Raw genomic sequence first — 23829 nt, forward strand, 5'->3', positions numbered from 1 at the left:
CATCGCCGTTGCCCGAAAGCTCCTCATCACCGCCAACGCGCTCGTCAAAGCCAACAAACACTATGACGGAGAGACCCAGCCTCATTGACACACAAGACAGTCGCCGGGTTCGCATTGCAGCGGCTTTGCCGCTTTCATGCGCCTCCGGAATGACGAGTGTGGATCGAGATTCCCCGCCACTCCAAGTGGAGTGGCTGAGGTTCGCGCTCTGCCGGCTTCGCCGGCGACGCCCGCCCTCAGGCAAACCAATTGGTTTGCCGGGGAATGACAGTCAATCAAGGCTTCTTAAGCCGGAACAGCGTCCATCATGCACCCCGCCACTGCCGTTTCCAGTTCCTTCATCAATTAACGGCACATTTGCCATGTCGGGCGCCGGCACCGCTGCGTATCTGCTTTTGTCGGCTTGTATCGTCCCGGAGTACAGGATGTCGTTTCAGTCGAAGCGCGCGCGGATGCGTGCGGTGTTTGTGGCCCGTGCTCTGGCGGCAGGGACCATGCTGTTGCCGGCGGGCGGTCTTGCGGCCCCTGCGGACGATCCGATCGCGGTCAGCGTCGATCAGGCCAAGCTCGTCAAATTTCCTGAGAAGATCGCCACCATTGTGGTCGGCAACCCGCTGATTGCAGATGTGACGCTGCAGCCCGGCGGCATGGTCGTGGTGACCGGCAAGGGCTATGGCGCCACCAATGTGATCGCAATGGATCGTACGGGCGCTGTCCTGATGGATCGGCTGGTTCAGGTCGAAGGTCCGACCGACAAACTCGTCACCGTCTATCGTGGTGTCGATCGCGAGACTTACACCTGTACGCCGGAATGTCAGCGACGCGTGAGGCTGGGTGACGGTGAGACCTTCTTCAGAGCCGCGATCGGGCAGGCCGGGACTCTCAGTACTCAGGCCATAACGGCAGGAAATGCCGCCAGGCTCAACAACTGATCTGTGATCTCGTAAACGCGCAAACGGCGCCGCATCCCATGCGGTGTCGTTCGGCGGAGACATGGTCAACAGCGGGTTAACGCATCGAGCCGTCTTGTCTCGATCCGGCGAAACACTTCAACAATCTGTTTCCGATACATCTCGGCGGTAGTTATTTCCCTCTCGCTGAGGCATTGCAGATGCTGCTACCGTTGATTTCGATGGCGACGCTCGCCAAGCGGCTCCGCCGCTTCGGTCGCAACAGCAGCGGCTCGGCCGCGGTCGAATTCGCATTCATCGCGCCGATCTTCTTCGCGCTGATCTTCGCAATCATGGAAACCGCCATGGTGTTCTTCGCCGGCCAGGTGCTGGAGACCGCCGTACAGGATGGCTCCCGGCTGTTCTATACGAGCCAGGCACCGAGCCAGGCGGACTTCAATGCCGTCATCTGCGCGCGCGTTTCCGTACTGATGGATTGCGCCAAGATCGGCACCGACGTGCGTTCCTACAATCCGGGCACGGGGATCGTCATTGCGGATCCGATCGACAGCAGCGGAAATTATGCGGGCACCACGCTCACCTGGCAGCCGCCGACGAACACAAACCAGACCGTCGTGAGCCGCGGGTTTTATCAATGGCCGCTCTACGTGACCGGCCTAGGCTACAACATCGCTAATATCGGTCGTGGAACGACGAGCAGCAAGCGCCTGCTGGCCGCGACAGCGGCTACCGGGCCGCAGTGATGGCAGGGATCGGGACAATGCGTGTGCGTATGGCTGCACTGGCAGCCGGGCGACGGGCCTTGCTGTTGCGAGACGACACGAGAGGCGTATCCGCGGTCGAGTTTGCGCTGATCGTTCCGCTGATGTTCCTGATGTTCTTCGGCATGCTGGACGTTACCAACTATTTTGCCATCGATCGCAAGCTCAGCCAGATCTCGCAGGGCATGGCCGACCTGGCGTCGCGTTACACGACACTGGCGGAAACCGATGTCTCGAATTTCTTCATCATCGCCGGTGCGATGCTGACGCCTTATGACAAGACGCAGCTCAAGGCGTCGATCAGTCAGGTGTATATCGATCCGTCGACCAAGATCGCCAAGGTGGTGTGGGCGCGCGGCGATTTTCCCACCGGGAAAGTGAATGGCACTGTTGTGGTCAGGAAAGTGAATGACATCGTATCGGTTCCCACCAATCTGATCGTCAAGGATGCCAACGGGAACTATCTGGCGAACCAGTATCTGATCCTCGGCGAGGTCAACTACAACTACGTGCCGACGATCGGCTGGGTCGTGCCGAAGGGCGGGCTCACGCTGCCCGCTGCGATGTTTATGCGTCCTAGGCAAACGTCATGCGTCGTGATGGTGACGAGCTGCACGCCGTAATTTGCGATCATGAGCTGCGTATTTGTAGTTGCAGCCAACTATCGTTGATCCACTTTTCCGGATCATGCTTCAGCAAAAAGGCCGCGCTCAAGAGCGCGGCCTTTTCGTATTCAGTCAATCAGTTCGCAAGCAGCAAGCTTGCGAATGATCGTTTAGCCTGCGGCGCGGAGATTGTCGGCCGACGACTTGCCGGAACGACGGTCAGCAACGATTTCGTAGCTGATCTTCTGGCCTTCACGCAGGGTGCCGAGACCGGCACGCTCAACGGCGCTGATGTGAACGAACACGTCGTTGCCACCATCGTCCGGCTGAATGAAGCCGAAGCCCTTGGTCGCGTTAAACCACTTCACTGTTCCCATGCTCATGGGGGTAGTCCCTTCTCAAAGATATAGTGTAGCCCACGAAACAGATGTGGGCTGGTGACATCGAATTTTTGGAAGGGTCGTCAGTCTAGACCGGCTGCACCGGGGGATAGATAATGTCGTCCGGCCGAAAATCGATTAACTCATATTAGGGGAAGCGTCCCCTCAAAACAATCCTGACGCGCACGATTTTTTGATTGCGCACGAACGGTCAGGAACGCTTACCCATCCGCGCACCACGAGTGATCCAATGCGCGGATGGGTTGTCGTTGCGATTTAAACTGTCGACAGTTTAAACGCTGGATGCGCTTAGCGGCGACGGAACTGACCGCGCGGCGGTGCACCACGCGGAGGACCGCCGGGACGCTCGTCCTTGTGGCGGAAAATCAGACGACCCTTTTCGAGATCGTAGGGCGACATTTCGATGGTCACGCGATCACCGGCCAGCGTCTTGATGCGGTTCTTCTTCATCTTGCCGGCGGTGTAGGCGACGATTTCGTGTCCTGCGTCCAATTGCACGCGATAGCGTGCATCGGGGAGGATTTCGGTCACCAGTCCTTCGAACTGGATCAGCTCTTCTTTGGCCATTGTTAGCTCCAGATCGATCGGCTGTTAGCGTGGCCGCTGGGTGCGGTTCGGGGTTGTATTCGGTCGGCTTTCGCGGTGCAGGAAGGCAACGCCCTGCATCCCTTCTTTAGTCGCAGTTCCAGCCTGGTTGGCCGGACGTGAGGTCGGCTCATGGCGAGCGTTCTCGTGTCTTGCATTCTCGTGTCTCGCATTCTCGTTCCGACCATGATCGCGGTTCGGTTGCGATGCGCCACCGTTGCCGCCATGCGGACGACGACGATTGCGCGCGTTCTTGCCGGGCGCTCCGTCATTGCTGCGTGGTGCGTGCGGGGCGGAGCGACCGTTGCGCTGACCGCCACGGTTCTGGGAAGGCGACGGCCCCACGTCGTTGCGGCCTGGGGTGCGGCGGTCTTCCTTCGGAAGCGAAATGCGGATCAGCTTTTCAATATCGCGCAGATACGCCATTTCCTCGCCCGCGCAAAGCGAGATTGCGATGCCTTCGCGTCCGGCACGGGCCGTACGGCCGATTCGGTGGACATAGGTTTCCGGGATATTCGGCAGGTCGAAGTTCACCACGTGGGTGATGCCGTCGACGTCGATGCCGCGGGCGGCGATGTCGGTGGCCACCAGGGTGCGGATTTCACCGGTGCGGAACTGGGCCAGCGTGCGCTCGCGGTGGTTCTGCGACTTGTTGCCGTGGATCGCGGCGGCGGCGATGCCGGCGCGCTCGAGCCCCTTCACGACCTTGTCGGCGCCGTGCTTGGTGCGGGTGAACACCAGTGCGCGGTCAACCGTCTCGGTCTTGAGGATCTGGGCGAGGATCGTCGGCTTGGCGGAGTGATCGACCAGCATGATCCGCTGGCTGATGCGCTCCACGGTGGAGGCAACCGGGGTCACCGCGACGCGGGCCGGATCCTTGAGCATTGCTTCGGCAAGATCGGCGATATCCTTCGGCATGGTGGCCGAGAAGAACAGCGTCTGGCGCTTGATCGGGAGCTTGGCGACGACTTTGCGGATGTCGTTGATGAAGCCCATGTCGAGCATGCGGTCGGCTTCGTCGAGCACCAGGAACTCAACCATGTTGAGCTTCAAGCCGTTGCTCTGCACGAGGTCGAGCAGGCGGCCCGGGGTGGCGACGAGGACGTCGACGCCCTGCATCAGCGAGCGGACCTGACGGCCCATCGGCACGCCGCCGATGGCCAGCGCCGATGCGAGGTGCATATGGCGCCCATAGGCGTTGAACGAGTCGAGGATCTGGCCGGAGAGTTCGCGGGTCGGGCTCAGCACCAGCACGCGGCAGGTCTTGGGCTGCGGCTTGATGCGGTTCTCGAGCAGGCGGTGAAGGATGGGAAGCGCGAAGGAAGCGGTCTTGCCGGTGCCGGTCTGGGCGATGCCGATCACATCCTTGCCGGTGATGGCAATCGGGATGGTCTGGGCCTGGATCGGGGTCGGGGTGGTGTAGTTTTCTTCTTTAAGCGCACGGGTGATGGGATCGGCGAGGCCGAATTCCTGAAAGGTGGTCAAAAGATTAATCTTTCCAAAGTGAAAGCAGGCGCCCGGCCATGATTCAAAGACCATGGGGCCAGGGAGCGCGCGAGTGTGTCTGGGACACCCGCGTGTTTGGGGCGTCAGTTCTGGTTAGCTGAAGGGGCAAGCCAGAAACCGTCGAACTGCCCTGAGGAGATCAGAGTAAAGACGGGATCAGAACACGCGGCTCGCAAGGACCTGATGATTCTCTAGGTCGTTCAATTGATATGGAACAGCAAGGCGGCGGATTCAAGGTCAATCGGCGTGAGGGTTAAAACCAGCGACAAAATACCGCTGCATGAAATTTAGACATGAGGCAATTTTTGGTGATTATTTAAGCTGTTTGCCGTGTGCATGATCAATTTTTCTGCACAAGAAATAAACAGGAAAGTCTCAGCACTTTCCGAAAATCAGAAACACGCGAACAATCCCAATCACTTAACGTGTGTTCGAGGGCTGGCACACTTCTTGCGATCTCCTTAACGCGCCGGCCGTGGGGCCGTTCCGCATTGATTTCGTCTGCGTCAGGGAGAGACCGCACATGATTACTAATTTGACTCACGCAATAGCCAAGCCGATCTCGCGTCGCAGCCTGATGGCCGCGGCAACGGGTCTGGCTCTGGGCCTGTCGGCATTTTCGCCGGCCAAAGCCGCAGACGACACCATCAAGGTCGGCGTTCTGCATTCGCTGTCGGGCACCATGGCGATCTCCGAGACCACGCTGAAGGACACCGTGCTGTTCATGATCGATCAGCAGAACAAGAAGGGCGGCGTGAACGGCAAGAAGCTCGAAGCCGTGGTGGTCGATCCCGCATCGAACTGGCCGCTGTTCGCCGAAAAGGCGCGCGAGCTGATCACCAAGGACAAGGTCGCCGTCGTGTTCGGCTGCTGGACCTCGGTGTCGCGCAAGTCGGTTCTTCCGGTGTTCAAGGAACTGAACAACATCCTGTTCTATCCCGTGCAGTACGAGGGCGAAGAGTCCGAGCGTAACGTGTTCTACACCGGTGCTGCTCCGAACCAGCAGGCGATCCCGGCTGTCGATTATCTGATGAAGGACGAGAAGGTGAAGCGCTGGGTGCTGGCCGGCACCGACTACGTCTATCCGCGCACCACGAACAAGATTCTCGAGGCCTACTTGAAGTCGAAGGGCGTCAAGCAGGAAGACATCATGATCAACTACACGCCGTTTGGTCATAGTGACTGGCAGACGATCGTCGCCGACATCAAGAAGTTCGGCTCGGCCGGCAAGAAGACCGCCGTGGTCTCGACCATCAATGGCGACGCCAACGTTCCGTTCTACAAGGAGCTCGGCAACCAGGGCATCAAGGCGACCGACATTCCGGTGGTTGCGTTCTCGGTGGGTGAAGAAGAACTCGCCGGCATCGACACCAAGCCGTTGCTCGGCCATCTCGCGGCCTGGAACTACTTCCAGTCGATCAAGAATCCTGAGAACGAGAAGTTCATCAAGGAATGGCAGGCCTTCACCAAGAATCCGAAGCGCGTGACCAACGACCCGATGGAAGCCACCGTGATCGGCTTCAACATGTGGGTGAAGGCGGTCGAGAAGGCCAAGTCGATCGAAGCCGACAAGGTTATCGACGCACTGCCCGGCATCGAAGCCAAGAACCTGACCGGCGGTACCTCGAAGATGCTGCCGAACCACCACATCACCAAGCCGGTGTTCATTGGCGAGATCAAGGCCAATGGCCAGTTCGACGTGGTCTGGAAGACCCCGGCGCTGGTGGCAGGCGATGCATGGTCGAAGGAGCTCGACGGCTCCAAGGACCTGATCGGCGACTGGGTCGGCAAGAAGTGCGGCAACTTCAACACCAAGACCAACAAGTGCGGCGGTCAGGGTTCCTGATCTCGCGCTGAGGTTCTGTGTTCTCCATCATTGCGGGCATTTTCCGCCCGCAATGATGATCCTCCCGAGACTCTTCTGACACGAGACTCCCAAAACTGGAGAAGGCGGTGAATCCGTCGCCTTCTCTTTTTTCTTCGGCCGGGGTTTTCCAGTGACTGATCTCCTTTATCGTTTCCGCGCGATCGCGCTCGCATTTCTGCTGATCGTCGCGACCGCCATTCCGGCCTTTGCGGGTCCTTTCGAGGATGCCGTCGCCAAATTCGCCAATGATGATTTCTCTGACAGCGACGAGGCCGTGGGCATCATCGCAACCTCGGGCAATCCGCAGGCTTTCGCTGTGATCACCGCGCTGCAGGAAGGCCGGCTCTCCGCCGATCCCGACAGCAAGAAGGTTTATCTCACCGGCACCGACGGCAAGGTCACCGATGCTGCGACCGGTGAAGCCGTCGCCGAAGTGCCGGCCAGCGCCGCCGCGGTGCGCCTCAACAATCGTCTTCGCCGCAACATCGAATCCGCACTGGGCGGGCTCACGCTGATGTCGCCGGATCCCGCCAAGCGCATCGCCTCGGCGCAGTCGGTGTTCAAGAGCCACGAAACCGCGATGCTGCCGGTCATCGAGGCTGCGCTGGAAAAGGAAACCAACAAATCCGCCAAACAGGCCTTCACCGAGGCCCGTGCTGCGATCCTGCTCTACAAGGAAGATGCGACCGAGGCCGAGAAGATCGAATCCATTGCGATCATCAAGGGGCGCGGCGATCAGGACGCGCTGGCGCTGCTCACCAGCCTGCCGGCCGATCAGACCGTCGGTGTCGCGCGCAGCGCGGCCAGCGCCGTCACGGCGATCAACAGCCGGCAGACGCTGTGGTCGATCGGCCAGAACGCCTGGTATGGCCTCTCGCTGGGCTCCGTGCTTCTGCTCGCCGCCATCGGCCTCGCCATCACCTTCGGCGTGATGGGCGTCATCAACATGGCGCATGGCGAGATGGTGATGATCGGCGCCTATGTCACCTTCGTGGTGCAGGACGTGATCCGCACCAGCTATCCTGGCCTGTTCGATTATTCGCTGCTGATGGCGGTCCCGCTGGCCTTTATCGTCGCCGGTCTCCTCGGCATCGTCATCGAGCGCACCATCATCCGCTTCCTCTATGGCCGCCCGCTGGAAACCCTGCTGGCGACCTGGGGCCTGTCGCTGGTGCTGCAACAGGCAGTGCGCACCATGTTCGGCCCGACCAATCGTGAGGTCGGCAATCCCTCATGGATGTCCGGCGCATTCGAGCTGGGTCAGCTCACGATCACATACAACCGGCTCTGGATCCTGTGCTTCACGCTTGCCGTGTTCGCGATCCTGCTGGCGATGCTGCGCTATACCAGCATCGGACTCGAGATGCGCGCCGTCACCCAGAACCGTCGCATGGCAGCCTCCATGGGCATCGCGACCTCGCGTGTCGATGCGCTGACCTTCGGCCTCGGCTCTGGCATCGCAGGCATTGCCGGGGTGGCGCTGTCGCAGATCGACAACGTCTCGCCCAATCTGGGCCAGAGCTACATTATCGACAGTTTCATGGTCGTGGTGTTCGGCGGCGTCGGCAATCTGTGGGGCACGCTGGTCGGCGCGTTCTCGCTCGGGATCGCCAACAAGTTCCTCGAGCCGGTCGCAGGCGCCGTGCTTGGCAAGATCGCCATCCTGGTGCTGATCATTCTGTTCATCCAGAAACGGCCGCGCGGTCTGTTCGCGCTCAAGGGTAGGGCGATCGAAGCATGACGCCGCATTTCCTCACCCGCACGCTGGACCGCAGCGCGACCGTCTTCCTGCTGATCGTTGCCGCCGTCGGCATCCTCATTCCGCTGTCGAACCTGTTGCTGCCGGCGGACTCGCCGCTGCAGGTGCCGACCTATCTGATGGCGCTGTTCGGCAAATATGTCTGCTACGCCATCCTCGCGCTCTCCATCGACCTGATCTGGGGCTATTGCGGCATTCTCTCGCTCGGTCACGGCGCCTTCTTCGCGCTCGGCGGCTATGCCATGGGCATGTATCTGATGCGCCAGATCGGCTCGCGCGGCGTCTATGGCAACCCGATCCTGCCGGACTTCATGGTGTTCCTGAACTACAAGGCGCTGCCGTGGTACTGGTATGGCTTCGACATGTTCTGGTTCGCCGCGGCCATGGTGCTGATCGCGCCGGGTATCCTGGCTTTCGTGTTCGGCTGGCTCACTTTCCGCTCGCGCGTGTCTGGCGTGTATCTGTCGATCATCACGCAGGCGATGACCTATGCGCTGCTGCTGGCCTTCTTCCGCAACGATTTCGGCTTCGGCGGCAATAACGGCCTGACCGATTTCAAGGACATCCTCGGATTCAACGTGCAGGCCGACGGCACGCGTGCGGCGCTGTTCGCGCTGAGCTGTCTGGCGCTGATCATCGGCTTCCTCGTCTGCCGTGCCATCGTGACCTCGAAGCTCGGCAAAGTGCTGATCGCCATACGTGACGCGGAATCCCGCACGAGATTCTTGGGCTACCGTGTCGAATCCTACAAGCTGTTCGTGTTCACGCTGTCGGCCTGCATGGCCGGCGTTGCGGGTGCGCTCTATGTGCCGCAGGTCGGCATCATCAATCCCGGTGAATTCGCCCCGGCCAACTCGATTGAAGCAGTCATCTGGGTCGCAGTCGGCGGACGGGGCACGCTGGTCGGCGCGGCGCTTGGCGCGGTGGTCGTCAATTACGCCAAGACAGTGTTCACATCCGGCGCTCTTGCTCCCTACTGGCTGTTCATGCTCGGCGCGCTGTTCATTCTGGTGACGCTGCTGCTGCCCAAGGGCATCATCGGCACCTTCAACGCCTGGATGGAAGGGCGCAAGGCACGCAACACGGCCAATGCCGATAGCGCGGCGGCGGAAGATGGCGTCACCAAACCTCATCTGGCGGAGAAGGCGTGATGACCGTGACTGAAACGCCAGCCCCGGCAACGCCGGTGTCCCATGCGCCCGCTATCATTGATCCAGTGGTCGCAGCACGCGAAGCGGAAGCCCGGCAGAAGCGCATCACCTCCGCACAGCTCTATCTCGACGGCGTTCATGTCTCGTTCGATGGCTTCCATGCCATCAACAACCTGTCGATGGTGCTCGCTCCCGGCGAGATGCGCGCCATCATCGGCCCTAACGGCGCCGGCAAGACCACGATGATGGACATCATCACCGGCAAAACCAAGCCGGACGAGGGCGACGTCTATTTCGACGGCATTCACGACCTGACGCTGCTGGACGAGACCAAGATCGCCGAGCTCGGCATCGGCCGCAAATTCCAGAAGCCGACGGTGTTCGAGAGCCAGACCATCTACGACAATCTGCTGCTGGCGCTGAATGTCGATCACTCCGTGCGCGGCACGCTGTTCTGGCGCGGCAGCCGCGCCGAGGCCGAGGGCATCGACAAGGTGCTGGAGACCATTCGCCTCACGGACTCGCGCGATCGGCTCGCCGGAAATCTCTCGCATGGCCAGAAGCAGTGGCTCGAAATCGGCATGTTGCTGGCGCAGGATCCGAAGCTGCTGCTGGTGGATGAGCCGGTGGCGGGCATGACCGATGTGGAAACACATCAGACCGCCGAGCTGCTGAAGGCGATCAACCGCGACAACAAGACTGTCATGGTGGTCGAGCACGACATGACCTTCGTGCGCGAACTCGGCGTCAAGGTGACCTGTCTGCACGAAGGCACGGTACTGGCCGAAGGCACCATCGATCAGGTGTCGACCAATGACCGCGTGGTCGAAGTGTATCTGGGGCGATAGAGCATGCTCAAAGTCGATAATATCAGCCTCTATTACGGTGCAGCCCAGGCGCTGCGCGGCGTCACCGTTTCGGCGGAGCCCGGCAAGGTCACCTGCGTGCTCGGTCGCAACGGTGTCGGCAAGACCTCGCTGCTGCGTGCCATGGTCGGCCAGCAGGCGATCTCGTCAGGCTCCATTACCTTCGACGGTCAGGATATCTCGACGCTGAAGCCGTTCGAGCGGGCGCGGCGCGGCATTTCTTTCGTACCGCAGGGCCGCGAGATCTTTCCGCTGCTCACAGTGGAAGAAAACCTCAAGACCGGCTACGCGCCGCTGAAGCGCGCCGACCGCAATATTCCCGACGATGTGTTCTCGCTGTTTCCGGTGCTGAATTCGATGCTGGGGCGGCGCGGCGGCGATCTCTCCGGCGGCCAGCAGCAGCAGCTCGCCATCGGCCGTGCGCTGGTGATGCGACCGAAACTTCTGCTGCTGGATGAGCCGACCGAAGGCATCCAGCCCTCGATCATCAAGGATATCGGCCGCGCGATTTCCTATCTGCGCTCGCTCGGCAATATCGCTATCGTCCTCGTGGAGCAGTATCTCGACTTTGCCTGCGAACTCGGCGACAACTTCGCCGTGATGGATCGCGGCGCGGTGAAATACACCTGCGACCGCTCGACGCTCGATCCCGCCGAGATCAGCCGCCAGATGGCGCTGTAACGCGGGCTCAAAGCCGGAGAGTGCATGCAGGCTGACAACACCACGCTGTCGTCATCGACGATCTTTGCCGCTAACCGTGCCCGCGGCGCGGTGGCGTTCGACGTGCATCTGGTGGAGGGCAAGACGCGCCGCCGCCAGCTGCATGAATCCGGCTCGCTGCGTGTGCGCTTCCCGTCCCCTGAAGACGACGGCCTCTCGGCGATGTTCGTCAACACCGCCGGTGGTGCGGCCGGCGGCGATCGTTTCGATATCGACATCGCGGCCGGCGAAGGCACCAGCCTGACTGTGACGACCGCCGCCGCCGAGAAGGTCTATCGCTCCCATGGTCCCGCGGCCGAGATCAACATTGCGTTGAAAGCCGAGGCCGGCGCGCATCTGTCCTGGCTGCCGCAGGAAACCATCCTGTTCGATCAGGCCCGCACCATCAGGCGCATCGATATCAATCTGGCCGATCGCGCGACGCTTTTGCTTTGCGAGATCGTCGTGTTCGGTCGTGCGGCCATGGGCGAGGTGATGCAGACGGGATCTTTCGTCGACCGTTGGCGCCTGCGTCGTGGTGGCAGGCTGGTGTTCGCGGAAAACGTGCGGCTGGATGGCGATATCGCCGCGAAACTGGCCAGGCCCGCCATCGGCAACGGCGCGGTGGCTATCGGCACGGCGCTGATTGTGCCCGGCGATGAAGCACTCATCGAGCGGCTACGCGAAGCCACGGATGGCTCTCGCGGCGAAGTTGGTATCTCCTGCTGGAACGGCTTTGCAATGGCCCGCTTCTGTGCACAAGATGCGGCCAAGCTGCGTGCCGACATGATGGCCGTGCTTGGACGATCAGGCGCGATGCTGCCGCGCATGTGGCTCAACTAAACCTATCAGAGTGTTCGCATGAATCTCTCCCCCCGCGAAAAAGACAAGCTCCTGATCTCGATGGCCGCCATCGTGGCGCGTCGCCGGCTGGAGCGCGGCGTCAAGCTCAACCATCCCGAGGCCATCGCCATCATTTCCGATTTCATCGTCGAGGGCGCGCGCGACGGCCGCACCGTTGCCGAGCTAATGAAATCCGGCGCCGAGGTCATCACCCGCGCGCAATGCATGGACGGCATCGCCGAGATGATCCACGACATTCAGGTGGAAGCGACGTTCCCGGATGGAACGAAGCTCGTCACGGTGCATGAGCCGATCCGCTAGTTCAAACTCCGTCATGCCCGGGCTTGTCCCGGGCATCCATCTTCAGCGCTCTAAGGCGTGGATGGCCGGGTCAAGCCCGGCCATGACACCGAGAAAATCGAGAGGTCACATGATCCCCGGCGAACTATTCATCCAGGACGGCGAGATCGAACTCAATGCCGGGCGCAAGACCGTGACGCTGACGGTGGCGAATTCCGGCGACCGGCCGATCCAGGTCGGCTCGCACTATCATTTCTTCGAGACCAACCCGGCGCTGAAATTCGACCGCAAGAAAGCCCGAGGCATGCGCCTCGACATCGCCGCAGGCACTGCGGTCCGCTTCGAGCCCGGCCAGACCCGCGACGTGCAACTGGTCGAACTCGCCGGCAAACGCATGGTTTACGGCTTCCGCGGCGACGTGATGGGGAAGCTGTAAGATGTCGACCTATGTCGGGGGCTGTCAGTGCGGCAAGGTCCGCTACGAGATGACCGGTGAAATCGCCGAAGTGATCGCCTGCAATTGCTCGCGCTGCGGCAAGCTGGGCACGCTTTTGACTTTCGTTCCGGCGCAGAATTTCAAGTTGCTGTCGGGTGAAGATGCGACGATCGAATTTCTGTTCAACAAGAATGTCATTCACCATCGTTTTTGTGCGACCTGCGGTGTCGAATCCTTCGCAAACGGCAAGGCTCCGAACGGTAGCGAGATGGTTGCAGTCAATGTGCGATGCATCGACGGCATCGATCTCGACGGCCTTCAAGTGAAACAGTTCGACGGCAAGAAATACTGAAAGATCAGCCGATGCCCGTGAAAATCAAACGCTCCGTCTATGCCGACATGTTCGGCCCGACCACTGGCGATCGCGTGCGGCTGGCCGACACCGATCTGATCATCGAGGTGGAGAAGGACTTCACCATCTATGGCGAGGAGGTGAAGTTCGGCGGCGGCAAGGTGATCCGCGACGGCATGGGGCAGTCGCAGGCGACACGCGCGCAGGGCGCGGTCGATACCGTCATCACCAACGTGCTGATCGTCGATCACTGGGGCATCGTGAAGGCCGACGTGGCGCTCAAAGGCGGCATGGTCCACGCCATCGGCAAGGCCGGCAATCCCGATATCCAGCCGGGCGTGACGATCAATGTCGGTCCCGGCACCGACGTCATCGCGGGCGAGGGCAAGATCCTCACCGCCGGCGGTTTCGACAGCCATATCCATTTCATCTGCCCGCAGCAGATCGAGCACGCGCTGATGTCAGGTGTCACCTCGATGTTAGGGGGCGGCACCGGCCCGTCGCACGGCACCTTCGCGACGACCTGTACGCCCGGTCCGTGGCACATCGCGCGGATGATCCAGTCCTTCGATGCGTTCCCGGTCAATCTCGGCATTTCCGGCAAGGGCAATGCCTCGAAGCCCGCGCCGCTGGTGGAAATGATCAATGCCGGTGCCTGTGCGCTGAAGCTGCACGAGGACTGGGGCACTACGCCTGCAGCGATCGACAACTGCCTCAGCGTCGCGGATGACTACGATGTGCAGGTGATGCTGCACTCGGACACGCTGAACGAGTCCGGCTTCGTCGAGGACACCATCAAGGCCTTCAAGGGCCGTACCATCCACGCCTTCCACACCGAAGGTGCCGGCGGTGGCCATGCGCCCGATATCATCAAGGTCGCGGGCCTCAAGAACGTGCTGCCGTCATCGACCAATCCGACACGGCCATTCACGCGCAACACCATCGATGAGCATCTGGACATGCTGATGGTGTGTCACCATCTCGATCCGTCGATTGCGGAAGATCTTGCCTTTGCCGAAAGCCGCATCCGCAAGGAGACGATCGCCGCCGAAGACATCCTGCACGATCTCGGCGCGCTCTCGATGATGTCGTCGGACAGTCAGGCCATGGGCCGGCTCGGCGAAGTGATCATCCGGACCTGGCAGACCGCCGACAAGATGAAGAAGCAGCGCGGCTCGCTGAAGGAGGACAAGGGCAACAACGACAATTTTCGCGTCAAGCGCTACATCGCGAAGTACACGATCAACCCCGCCATCGCCCATGGCGTCTCGAAGCTGATCGGCTCGGTAGAGAAGGGCAAGATGGCGGATCTGGTGCTGTGGTCGCCGGCGTTCTTCGGCGTCAAGCCGGATCTCGTCATCAAGGGCGGCTCCATCGTCGCGGCGCCGATGGGCGATCCCAACGCGTCCATTCCCACGCCGCAGCCCGTACACTACCAGCCGATGTTCGGCGCCTTCGGCCGCGCGCTGACGCAGTCGTCGGTGGTGTTCACGTCGGGGGCGGCGGTGGCCGGCGGTCTCGCCAAGAAGCTCGGCATCCAGAAGTCGCTCTATGCGGTGGAAAATGTCCGCGATGGCATTTCGAAGAAGAGCATGATCCACAACGGCGCGACGCCGAAGATCGAGGTGGATTCGGAGACCTATGAGGTGAGGGCGGATGGCGAGCTTTTGACCTGCGAGCCGGCGGAAGTGCTGCCGATGGCGCAGAGGTACTTTATGTATTGAGGTGCTCGGTGGCTCTCCCTCCCTCCAGCGCAGCGAAGCTGCGCGCAGTGGGGAGGGTCGGCCGTTAGGCCGGGGTGGGGTGCTTCAACAAGCGCGATGTTTCGTGTTGCTCCCCACCCGTCACGTTGTTCGCTTCGCTCGCAACGCGCCACCCTCCCCACTGCGCAGCTGCGCTGCTTGGGGGAGGGAGAAGAAAGAGCCCTTCAATCTCGCACCATAACCCCCTAATGTCCGTCCCGGCATTCTTAGCCACAACAACAAACCGGGAGGACTCCCCTTGATCTACGTCGTTGCCACTTTGTCCGTGAAACCCGAAGCCCGCGCCGAACTGATCGAAGCTGCCAAGGCTTGCATCGCCGAGACCCGCAAGGAAGCGGGTAATATCGCCTATGATCTGCACGAGAGCGTCACCGATCCGACCCGCATGGTGTTCGTCGAGCAGTGGGAGAATGCCGAGGCACTGGTGCCGCACCGGACGCAGGAACATATGAAGACTTTCGGCCGCGTCGCGGTGAAATGCTTCAGCGCGCCTCCGAAGATCGAAATCATCACCCCGGCTGACGTCGTGGTGCGTTAAACCAAACGAGAGAGTTCATGATCCGCGCGACTGAGGTCAAAGGCCAATACAACTGGACAGAGGCGGCGGCAGATACCGTCGTTCTCGATTTCGACGATCGTCATCGTCGCCGCATGGCGATGACGGGGACGCGCGGACTGGAATTCCTGCTCGATCTCGAAAACGCCGTCGCCCTGCGGGGCGGCGACGCCCTGGTGCTGGAAGACGGGCGTCTCGTTGAGGTGGTTGCAGCTCCCGAGCCGCTGATCGAAATCCGTGGTACCGATCCCGGCCATCTGGTGCGGCTCGCCTGGCATCTCGGCAACCGCCATCTGCCGACGCAGATCATGGCCAAGGGGCTGCGCATCCGCAGCGACCATGTGATCGAGGAAATGGTCAAGGGTCTGGGCGCGCGCGTGATCGAGATCGAGGCGCCGTTCGATCCCGAAGGCGGCGCCTATGCCGCAGCGCATGAGCCGGCCGGACATGGGCATCACGGTCATCATGATCATGCTCATCACGATCACGGACACAGTTACGACGATCATGGGCACGACCACCATGGCCACAGTCATGACGCGCACGGTCATGCCGGTCATAGCCATGACCAGCATGTCCATGACGAGCATTGCGGTCACGATCACGATCATCACCATGATCACGACAGCACGCACGACCACCATCGTCACTCTCATGCTCATGACCACAAATAGACCGGCGGACAATAGTTCGCTGAACGACTCTCCCGCCTTGTCTGCCGACGAAGGCGCTGCGCTGTACCGGCTGATGACCTGGCTGTCGCCAGCTTTTCCTGTCGGCGCGTTTTCCTATTCCAGCGGTATCGAATGGGCGGTGGAAGCAGGCGACATCGCCGATGCTGCCAGCCTGCAGGACTGGTTGTCGGCGATGCTGTCCGATGGCGCAGGGTTTTGCGATGGCGTGTTTCTCGCTCATGTGCACCGCGCGGCATCTGATGGCGACGACAAGGCATTGCGCGAGGTTGCCGAACTCGCCAGCGCCTTCGTGCCATCAAGGGAACGTCAGCTGGAGACCACGACGCAAGGCAAGGCCTTCGTCGAGATCGCGCGCAATGCCTGGTCGCATGAGGGTATGGAGCAGCTGATCGCGATATGCGACAGCCCGATTGTCTATCCCGTTGCCGTCGGACTTGTGAGTGCCGCTCATGGTGTGCCGCTGTCGGCGACGATGCATGGTTTCTTCCACGCTGTGGTCTCGAACTGGATTTCCGCTGGCGCGCGGCTGGTGCCGCTCGGCCAGACCGACAGCCAGCGCGTACTTGCAGCGCTGGAGCCCGTCGTCGTGAGCACAGGCCATCGCGCCATGGCGGCATCCCTCGACGATCTTGGCGGCGCGACATTCCGCTCTGACATCGCCAGCATGCGTCACGAGACGCAGTATACGCGGCTGTTCAGGTCATGATTTGCAACAACACCCTTAACCCGGAGAGCATTTGACATGTCCAGTTTTCACGGTCCGCTCCGCGTCGGCATTGGCGGTCCCGTCGGCTCCGGCAAGACCGCGCTGATGGACCTGCTGTGCAAGACCATGCGCGAGCGCTACGACATTGCGGCGATCACCAATGACATCTACACGAAGTGGGACGCCGAATATCTGGTGCGCTCGGGCTCGCTGACAGCGGATCGCATTGCTGGTGTCGAAACCGGCGGCTGTCCGCATACGGCGATCCGCGAGGACGCCTCGATGAACCTCGCCGCCGTTGCCGACATGCGCGTCAAGTTTCCCGATCTCGACATGGTGCTAATCGAATCCGGCGGCGACAACCTCGCGGCGACCTTCTCGCCGGAACTGGCCGATATCACCATCTACGTGATCGACGTTGCGGCTGGCGACAAGATCCCCTCCAAGGGGGGGCCGGGCATCACGCGCTCGGACCTGCTGGTGATCAACAAGATCGATCTGGCGCCCTATGTCGGGGCTTCGCTTGAGAAGATGGACGTCGACGCCAAACGGATGCGCGGGGTCAGGCCCTTCGTGATGACCAATATGAAGACGCAGGAAGGTCTCGACCGGATTATCTCATTCATTGAGAGCAAGGGCGGCCTTAAGGCCAAGGCAGTCGCCTGAGACCTGTGAATAAGGCCTCTGCCGCAATCTCACGAGCGGGCTTCGACTTGAGGCGTTCATATTGGGTTGGTTATAACGACGGGCTGGTCGATGCCCATCGGCCAATGTGTCGTGTGATATTGCGTTAAGCCTGTTTTTCAAGATTTGTCCGGTCCGGAAATAATTTCCATCGGGCTGGAACCAAATTGTTCCGGCATGATTGGCATACTCCTGAGCCGCTGACCCGGCAGCAACGTCTCCTATTTCCCGAGTATCCGTGTGGTCCGGCTTGGCTTCATCATCGCATTACTGGCACTGGTCGGAGCTCTGCTCTCCGGCCTAGCGGCCTATCGCGTGCATGACCAGGAGCTGGCGATCGAGAATATCGCGCTGGGCCGGGCCGTGGATATCCATGCCAGCCTGGTGCAGGAGCGTTTGACCGAGCGCGAATTGCTGGCCCGCGTCGCAGCCGGGCTGTTTCGTGCGCCGACGGTCATGAAGGCCAACATGCTGCAGCCGTTGCGGGCCTCGATCTACGCCTTCAAGACCGATTTCGCGATTGCCGCCTGGATCGCTCGCCTGCAGCCGAACGAATTGGCGGCCGCCAGCGCGGAGCTGGCCAGTGCCGGCTACCGCAATCCTACGATCCGCAGCTACAACGACGATCGCCTGGATGCCAGGGCGCTCGGGCAGCCGCTCGACGTGCTGATGGATGTGGAGCCGCGCAATTCCGTCACCGAAGGCTTTGCCGGTCGCGCCCTGAATTTCTCTCCCGTCACAGGGCCAACGCTGGTGCGCGCCGTGAACGAGGGCAAGCCGGTCGCCTCCAGCCCCACGCCGCTGCAGCAGCCCGATGGACCGCTGGGATTGGTACTGGTGACGCCAGTTGTGCCCGAAGGCGATCCCGCGCCGGCCGGCTTCGTGTCGTTCTCCTATGAACTCGGGCCGTTGATGCTGGCCAATGACGAGATGTCATTGTTCTCCGTAGCGCTGAAAGATCCGCGCGTCGCTGATGGCGAAATCGTTGCCGACGACGACGGCAGGGTAACGGCGCGCCCCCTGGTGGCGAATGGTCCTGCGCTGGCAGTCCTGCGCACGGTTTCGTTCGGTGGGCGTGACTGGTCGCTGGGCTATTATCCGAAGATCAATACCGAGCTGCGCGCGCAGCGTATCGCGATCATCGTCGGCGGGGTTGGCCTCGCGCTGACGGCCATCGTCTGCGGGCTGTTCGGCTATGTCTCCTACGCCAATCTGCGGCTGCGGCGCGAGGTCGAGACCCGCATCGGCTTCGAACGTCGCCTGACCGCCGTCATCGACGAGCTCAATCACCGCGTGAAGAACATCCTGGCGGTGATCCAGTCCATCGTGACGCGCACGCTGCGTCACGGCTCCGACGTGGACAGCGCGCGCGATCTCCTGATCGGGCGTATTCACGCGATGTCGAATGTCGTGTCGCTGCTGAGCGAGAGCCAGTGGCAGGGCGTGCAGCTTAAGGGTCTGTTCGAGGCGCGTGCGATCCCGCATGCCGACCGTATCGCACTGGAAGGTCCGGACATCATTGTCAGCGCGCGCGCCGCGCAGAGCCTGTCGCTGCTGTTCTTTGAACTGGCCTCGCATTCCGACGAGGGCCTGTCGCTGGTGGGCAAACATCCGCATATCGTTGCGCATTGGGAGATTACGGGCAGCGAGCCGGATGGGCTGTTCAATTTCCGCTGGGAAGAGTTCAACACCAGCGAAGCAACGCGGCGCCCGGACAGCGATTTCGGTCTGGTGCTGCTCGATCGCGTGGCGCCGGAAGCGCTGGGTGGTACGGCGAAGCGCTACTTCACCGATGTGTCCTACGTCTATGAACTGACGGCACCCGTCGAAACGGTGATCGACATGACCGAGCGCGACCGGACAGAAGCGCTGGCGAAGCCGATCAGATAATCGATCCCCTCTGCCAATCGAAGCGATGTCCCTCATCTGGCTTGCGGAGAGAGGAGAGTGCGCCACGCGGTGTCGGAACAATGTTTTTTATCGGAGCATGATCTCTCGACAAACGATCTCGTTTGTCGGCTAAAACCGGCATCCACTTTTCGGGATCATGCTCTAGCTTCCATTCACCCAACAAAAAAGCCGGCGTTTCCGCCGGCTTTCGTATTCGTTGTATCCGCTGCGCCCGTTAGTGCGCAGCTTCCAGAGCGGCAGCTTCCGCCTTGGCGATGGTGCCCTTGACCGCGGTCTGCACCTTTTCAAAGGCGCGGACTTCGATCTGACGGACACGCTCGCGCGAGACGCCGAACTCCGAGGCGAGATCTTCCAGCGTCATCGGTTCATCGGCGAGGCGACGAGCCTCGAAGATGCGCCGTTCGCGCGGGTTGAGGACACCGATGGCGCCGTTCAGCGCCTGACGGCGATGATCGAACTCCTCGTGCTCCGCCATGATGGTTTCCTGATTGGGCGAGTTATCGACCAGCCAGTCCTGCCATTCGCCGGCTTCGCCGTCGTCACGGATCGGTGCGTTGAGCGACGCGTCGCCACCGAGGCGGCGGTTCATGTCGATCACGTCCTGTTCCGTCACGCCGAGACGCGTGGCGATGATCTTGACCTGGTCGGGGCGCAAATCGCCTTCGTCCAGGGCGGAAATCTTGCTCTTCGCCTTGCGCAGGTTGAAGAACAGCTTCTTCTGGTTCGCGGTGGTGCCCATCTTCACGAGCGACCACGAACGCAGGATGTACTCTTGAATCGACGCCTTGATCCACCACATGGCGTAGGTGGCCAGGCGGAAGCCTTTCTCCGGCTCGAAGCGTTTCACAGCCTGCATCAGACCGACGTTGCCTTCCGAGACAACTTCGGAGATCGGCAGACCGTAGCCGCGATAGCCCATGGCAATCTTGGCGACGAGACGCAGATGGCTGGTCACAAGGTGATGTGCCGCGTCGCGATCGTCGTGCTCGCGCCAACGCTTGGCAAACATATATTCCTGCTGAGGTTCCAGCATCGGAAACTTGCGGATCTCGGCGAGGTAATGCGACAGGCCGGATTCTCCATTGAGAACCGGAAGGGTAGCTGTACGGGCCATTATGATGCCCTCCAGTGGTTCAGGCCCCCGATAGCGGCGGGCGAGGCAGCGAGCGCTTTGTTAAAGCCGCCCTGGCTGCGATGTTCCGCGTCTCATTTGACGCAAGTGCAACATACACCCTACTACAAGCGTATTGAAAGTGAATTCCCTGTCACGTTCCTGTGTCGCCCATATAAGCGTTTGGAAAAGCTTACTTTTTTGTATGCATCTGCGTCATTCTGGCACGGCCATATGGGCCCGTAAAACCGCCAGATCGTGAGGAAGCTCGCTGGTCCACTCCAGAATCTCGCCTGTGCGAGGGTGCTCGAGCGCCAGCAAATAGGCGTGAAGCGCCTGCCGGTCGAGCGCTTCCAGCGCGGCGCGGCTCTTCACGCCCAGCGACGACGCCTTGGTCTTGAAATGCGAGCCATAGACCGAATCCCCCATCAGCGGATGCTGGATATGGGCGAGATGCACGCGGATCTGGTGGGTCCGGCCGGTCTCGAGCTGGCAGGCCAGCAGGGTGGCGATCGGCTTGCCGTGGCGATCCGGGAATTCCTGCAGCACTTCCCAATGGGTGACGGCATCGCGGCCGCCTTCGCGGACCGCCATTTTCTCGCGGGCGTGCGGATGCCGGTCGATCGGCGCTTCCACCGTGCCGCGCGGCCGGTTCGGAATGCCCCAGGCAAAGGCCATATAGCCGCGCCGCATCTCGTTGGTGCGGCCGTGATCGGCGAATTGCGCCGTCAGCGACGCATGGGCGGCGTCGTTCTTGGCGACCACCATCAGGCCGGTGGTGTCCTTGTCCAGCCGGTGCACGATGCCCGGCCGCTTGACGCCGCCGATCCCCGACAAAGACGCGCCGCAATGGGCGATCAGCGCATTCACCAGCGTGCCGGTCTCATGGCCGGCGGCGGGATGCACGACGAGGCCCTTCGGCTTGTTGATGACGATGATGTCCTCGTCCTCGAACACGATATCGAGGGCGATATCCTCGCCTTCGGGCTCCGGCGCGACGGCGGGCGGGACGTCGATTGTGATCGTATCGCCGGCAGCGACATGATAAGCGGGGTCGCGCACGGGGGTGGGGTCTTGCGAAGACCGGGTGATCGTCACCTGGCCGGCGAGGATCAGCGCCTTCAGCCGGGAGCGCGACAAAGCCGGACTGCGCACGGCGAGCACGCGATCGAGCCGGGTCGAGCCTTCGTCGCCCTGCACCGTGACATCCAGCCGTTGATCGTTCATTCCGTAAAGCCTTACCTGACAGAAGCGTGTTGCTTCGAGAGCCGTGAATTAAGAGACGAGTGTCTGCATGACCCAGCCCGCCGCCGATAGCGCGCCCGAACCGACCCTTGAACAGGCCGCCATGATCGCGCGCGTCCGCCGCATGATGCTGATCGCGGGCCTGACCACCGCCTTGGGCGTCGGCGCGCTGCTCGTCGTGATCGGCTACCGCCTTTTCCGCACGGATGGAAGCACTGTCACGTCCACGACGACCGCGACCCTGCCGAAAGGCGCCAAAATCCTCTCCACGGGGGTAGCCGGCGACCGGATCGTGCTGACGCTGGACGTCGGCGGCAGCACCGAAATCCGCACTTTCGACGCCAAGAGCCTGAAACCCGTGGGCACGCTGAAATTCGCCAGCGAGCCCTAGATTTCGCCTGAGACCACTAGGTTCGCTTGGGGACCATAACCATGATGGGGGCAGGGGCCGCCAGCATCTTGCAGCCGCCGCCATTCCCGGCTATCCCCTCCCGCGCACGCTCCGTTCGTCTAACGGTTAGGACATGGCCCTCTCAAGGCTAAAATAAGGGTTCGATTCCCTTACGGAGCGCCACGCCTTTCGCGGAAAACCCTTATAAACAAGACGTTTTCGCAATTCCATTGACACTGCAAGCCCTTGTTGCGACGGTTTCGTCCTACATAGCGTCCTACATGGGTGCAGGGTGAGTGAGTATCTGACGAAGCGGAACGGGGTCTGGCACTATCAGCGGCGCGTGCCGGAGGAATATGCTGCCTTCGACACGCGGGTGCCCGTCAGGCTGACGACCGGCATTAAGGTCGTGGACGACAAGCGCGGACGCAAGGCGATTGAGATTGCCGAGAGGCTTAACCTCGACACCGAAGCGTACTGGTGCATGTGCGCTGGCGGCAACGCGGAGCAGGCGAAGCTCGATTACAACGCGGCCGTAAAACGGTCCCTGATCCTCGACCTTCCATATTTGCCGGCGGCCGCGATCGCCAAGGAACCGCCCGCCGATCTCATTCGCCGGATCGATGCCCTGGCTGTCGGCGATCGCGCCCATGATCCCGACACACGCGCAGCGGTGCTCGGCGCGATCGCGGCGCCGACCGTGAAGCTCTCCGCGCTTTATGAGGAATTCGATCTGGCGACGGCGACGGAGCGCCTCGGCTATTCGCCGCGGCAGCTGACGAAGTTCAAGGCGGCAAAAAAGCGGGCTATCGAAATCCTCATCGAGGTCGCCGGCGACGGCACGGTGAACGATCTGACGCGCGAGAAGATGCTGAAGCTGCGCGACCACTGGTCGAAGCGCGTGAAGGATCAGGGCATCCAGGTGCGGACCGCCAACAAGAACATCAGTCACATCACGCGGATGGTGCGCGAGGTGAGCATGCGGCACAATCTCGACAAAGAAGTCATCGTCGCCGGCCTGCGGCTGCGCGGCGGCAAGGATGGCAGCCGCAGTCCCTATCCGATTCCATTCATCACCGGCGTGATCCTGCGGCCCGGCGCGCTCGATGACCTCAACGACCAGGCGCGGGCCGTGGTTCGCATCATGGTCAATACCGGCATGCGGCCGGTCGAGATCATCAACCTCACTCCCGGCTTCATTCTGCTCGATGCGGAGATCCCGCATGTGCGGGTGAAGCCGTTCGGCCGCGTGCTGAAATCGCAGGCATCGGAGCGCGACGTGCCACTGGTCGGCATCTCGCTGGATGCGATGCGCGAATTCCCCAGCGGCTTCGCGCAATATGCCGACAACGGCGATACGCTATCCGCAACGGTGAACAAGTATTTCGAAGAGAACGGCATGCGGCTGTCGAAGATGCATACGCTCTATTCGCTGCGCCACAGCCTGAAGGACCGGCTGCGCAATGTCGAATGTCCGGACGAGCTCACCGACGAGCTGATGGGCCACTCCAGCGGCAAGCCAAAATACGGTGACGGCCACGGGCTAAAGCTGAAACTGAAATATCTCCAAATGATCGCGTTGTCGCCGGCCGATCTCAATGCCGTTCGAATGGTCGGTTAGCATTCTTTCAGAGGAGAAATGCGTGTCCTTCAGCGGCGTACAGAAGCTCCGATGACCGGCCAAGGTCGGTTACGTATTCGGCCATGCTCTCCAATAGTCGCCCT

General features: G+C 61.3%; 25 protein-coding genes and 1 tRNA gene. 21 read left to right on the forward strand and 5 right to left on the reverse strand.

Annotated features, from left to right (window positions below; all coding sequences use genetic code 11):
• Positions 1–425: 425 nt before the first annotated feature.
• The 3 genes from A4A58_RS16250 (at position 426) to A4A58_RS16260 (ending at position 2295) form a co-directional block, all read left to right on the forward strand.
• Entirely contained in the window at positions 426–932 is a 507-nt protein-coding gene (locus tag A4A58_RS16250) for a pilus assembly protein N-terminal domain-containing protein (protein WP_068734007.1), read from the forward strand.
• A gap of 179 nt (positions 933–1111) precedes the next feature.
• Positions 1112–1654, forward strand: coding sequence for a TadE/TadG family type IV pilus assembly protein (locus A4A58_RS16255; protein ID WP_068733918.1), 543 nt, complete (start codon positions 1112–1114; stop codon positions 1652–1654).
• Between the two features lie 17 nt (positions 1655–1671).
• On the forward strand, positions 1672–2295 hold the full coding sequence (locus A4A58_RS16260) for a TadE/TadG family type IV pilus assembly protein (RefSeq protein WP_158005692.1): 624 nt from the start codon (positions 1672–1674) through the stop codon (positions 2293–2295).
• Between the two features lie 152 nt (positions 2296–2447).
• On the opposite strand, the gene A4A58_RS16265 is transcribed toward A4A58_RS16260, so the two are convergent.
• The 3 genes from A4A58_RS16265 to A4A58_RS16275 form a co-directional block, all read right to left on the reverse strand.
• Positions 2448–2660, reverse strand: a complete 213-nt coding sequence (locus tag A4A58_RS16265; RefSeq protein ID WP_011474122.1) for a cold-shock protein — start codon at positions 2658–2660, stop codon at positions 2448–2450.
• A gap of 306 nt (positions 2661–2966) precedes the next feature.
• Positions 2967–3245, reverse strand: coding sequence for a translation initiation factor IF-1 (infA, locus tag A4A58_RS16270; protein ID WP_068733922.1), 279 nt, complete (start codon positions 3243–3245; stop codon positions 2967–2969).
• A gap of 24 nt (positions 3246–3269) precedes the next feature.
• The gene (locus A4A58_RS16275) at positions 3270–4802 is read right to left on the reverse strand and encodes a DEAD/DEAH box helicase (protein WP_068733924.1); all 1533 of its coding nucleotides are present in this window, start codon (positions 4800–4802) and stop codon (positions 3270–3272) included.
• A gap of 490 nt (positions 4803–5292) precedes the next feature.
• Here A4A58_RS16275 and urtA point away from each other — a divergent pair, with 490 nt between their 5' ends.
• The 15 genes from urtA (at position 5293) to A4A58_RS16350 (ending at position 19336) form a co-directional block, all read left to right on the forward strand.
• Complete coding sequence (gene urtA, locus A4A58_RS16280; protein WP_068733926.1) at positions 5293–6615, forward strand: urea ABC transporter substrate-binding protein; 1323 nt, start codon at positions 5293–5295, stop codon at positions 6613–6615.
• Between the two features lie 151 nt (positions 6616–6766).
• Positions 6767–8377, forward strand: a complete 1611-nt coding sequence (gene urtB, locus A4A58_RS16285; RefSeq protein ID WP_068733927.1) for an urea ABC transporter permease subunit UrtB — start codon at positions 6767–6769, stop codon at positions 8375–8377.
• A complete protein-coding gene (gene urtC, locus A4A58_RS16290; protein WP_068733929.1) occupies positions 8374–9546 on the forward strand; it encodes an urea ABC transporter permease subunit UrtC in 1173 nt (390 codons plus the stop codon). Before urtB ends, urtC begins: the two co-directional genes overlap by 4 nt.
• Complete coding sequence (gene urtD, locus A4A58_RS16295) at positions 9546–10394, forward strand: urea ABC transporter ATP-binding protein UrtD (RefSeq protein WP_081421903.1); 849 nt, start codon at positions 9546–9548, stop codon at positions 10392–10394. The genes urtC and urtD overlap by 1 nt, the downstream gene beginning before the upstream one ends.
• Before the next feature lie 3 nt (positions 10395–10397).
• Positions 10398–11093 (forward strand): urea ABC transporter ATP-binding subunit UrtE, encoded by a 696-nt coding sequence (urtE, locus tag A4A58_RS16300; RefSeq protein ID WP_068733931.1) that lies wholly within the window; start codon positions 10398–10400, stop codon positions 11091–11093.
• A 24-nt stretch (positions 11094–11117) separates the two neighbouring features.
• Complete coding sequence (locus tag A4A58_RS16305) at positions 11118–11954, forward strand: urease accessory protein UreD (RefSeq protein WP_068733933.1); 837 nt, start codon at positions 11118–11120, stop codon at positions 11952–11954.
• An 18-nt stretch (positions 11955–11972) separates the two neighbouring features.
• On the forward strand, positions 11973–12275 hold the full coding sequence (locus A4A58_RS16310; protein ID WP_068733936.1) for an urease subunit gamma: 303 nt from the start codon (positions 11973–11975) through the stop codon (positions 12273–12275).
• 109 nt (positions 12276–12384) lie between these two features.
• Positions 12385–12690 (forward strand): urease subunit beta, encoded by a 306-nt coding sequence (locus tag A4A58_RS16315; protein ID WP_068733938.1) that lies wholly within the window; start codon positions 12385–12387, stop codon positions 12688–12690.
• Position 12691: 1 nt separating this feature from the next.
• Positions 12692–13042, forward strand: a complete 351-nt coding sequence (locus A4A58_RS16320) for a GFA family protein (protein WP_068733940.1) — start codon at positions 12692–12694, stop codon at positions 13040–13042.
• 11 nt (positions 13043–13053) lie between these two features.
• Positions 13054–14766, forward strand: a complete 1713-nt coding sequence (ureC, locus tag A4A58_RS16325) for an urease subunit alpha (RefSeq protein ID WP_068733942.1) — start codon at positions 13054–13056, stop codon at positions 14764–14766.
• Positions 14767–15043: 277 nt separating this feature from the next.
• Positions 15044–15343, forward strand: a complete 300-nt coding sequence (locus tag A4A58_RS16330) for a putative quinol monooxygenase (RefSeq protein ID WP_068733944.1) — start codon at positions 15044–15046, stop codon at positions 15341–15343.
• A 17-nt stretch (positions 15344–15360) separates the two neighbouring features.
• Positions 15361–16035, forward strand: coding sequence for an urease accessory protein UreE (gene ureE, locus A4A58_RS29680; protein WP_081421904.1), 675 nt, complete (start codon positions 15361–15363; stop codon positions 16033–16035).
• Positions 16016–16762, forward strand: coding sequence for an urease accessory protein UreF (locus tag A4A58_RS16340; RefSeq protein ID WP_068734011.1), 747 nt, complete (start codon positions 16016–16018; stop codon positions 16760–16762). Before ureE ends, A4A58_RS16340 begins: the two co-directional genes overlap by 20 nt.
• Before the next feature lie 36 nt (positions 16763–16798).
• Complete coding sequence (gene ureG / locus A4A58_RS16345) at positions 16799–17428, forward strand: urease accessory protein UreG (protein ID WP_068733948.1); 630 nt, start codon at positions 16799–16801, stop codon at positions 17426–17428.
• Positions 17429–17686: 258 nt separating this feature from the next.
• Entirely contained in the window at positions 17687–19336 is a 1650-nt protein-coding gene (locus tag A4A58_RS16350; protein WP_068733949.1) for a CHASE domain-containing protein, read from the forward strand.
• Positions 19337–19571: 235 nt separating this feature from the next.
• Here A4A58_RS16350 and rpoH read toward each other — a convergent pair whose 3' ends face one another.
• Both rpoH and A4A58_RS16360 read right to left on the reverse strand, forming a co-directional pair.
• Complete coding sequence (gene rpoH, locus A4A58_RS16355) at positions 19572–20471, reverse strand: RNA polymerase sigma factor RpoH (protein ID WP_068733951.1); 900 nt, start codon at positions 20469–20471, stop codon at positions 19572–19574.
• Between the two features lie 213 nt (positions 20472–20684).
• Complete coding sequence (locus A4A58_RS16360) at positions 20685–21695, reverse strand: RluA family pseudouridine synthase (protein ID WP_068733953.1); 1011 nt, start codon at positions 21693–21695, stop codon at positions 20685–20687.
• Between the two features lie 67 nt (positions 21696–21762).
• Here A4A58_RS16360 and A4A58_RS16365 point away from each other — a divergent pair, with 67 nt between their 5' ends.
• From A4A58_RS16365 to A4A58_RS16375, 3 genes are all read left to right on the forward strand, one after another.
• A complete protein-coding gene (locus A4A58_RS16365; protein WP_068733955.1) occupies positions 21763–22104 on the forward strand; it encodes a hypothetical protein in 342 nt (113 codons plus the stop codon).
• 108 nt (positions 22105–22212) lie between these two features.
• Positions 22213–22287, forward strand: a tRNA-Glu gene (locus tag A4A58_RS16370).
• Between the two features lie 109 nt (positions 22288–22396).
• Positions 22397–23725 carry a tyrosine-type recombinase/integrase gene (locus tag A4A58_RS16375; protein ID WP_068733957.1) on the forward strand — a complete coding sequence of 443 codons (1329 nt, stop codon included), beginning with the start codon at positions 22397–22399 and terminating at the stop codon, positions 23723–23725.
• The last annotated feature ends 104 nt before the right edge of the window (positions 23726–23829 follow it).

Source organism: Tardiphaga robiniae (assembly GCF_001618955.1).
Classification (GTDB): domain Bacteria; phylum Pseudomonadota; class Alphaproteobacteria; order Rhizobiales; family Xanthobacteraceae; genus Tardiphaga; species Tardiphaga robiniae_A.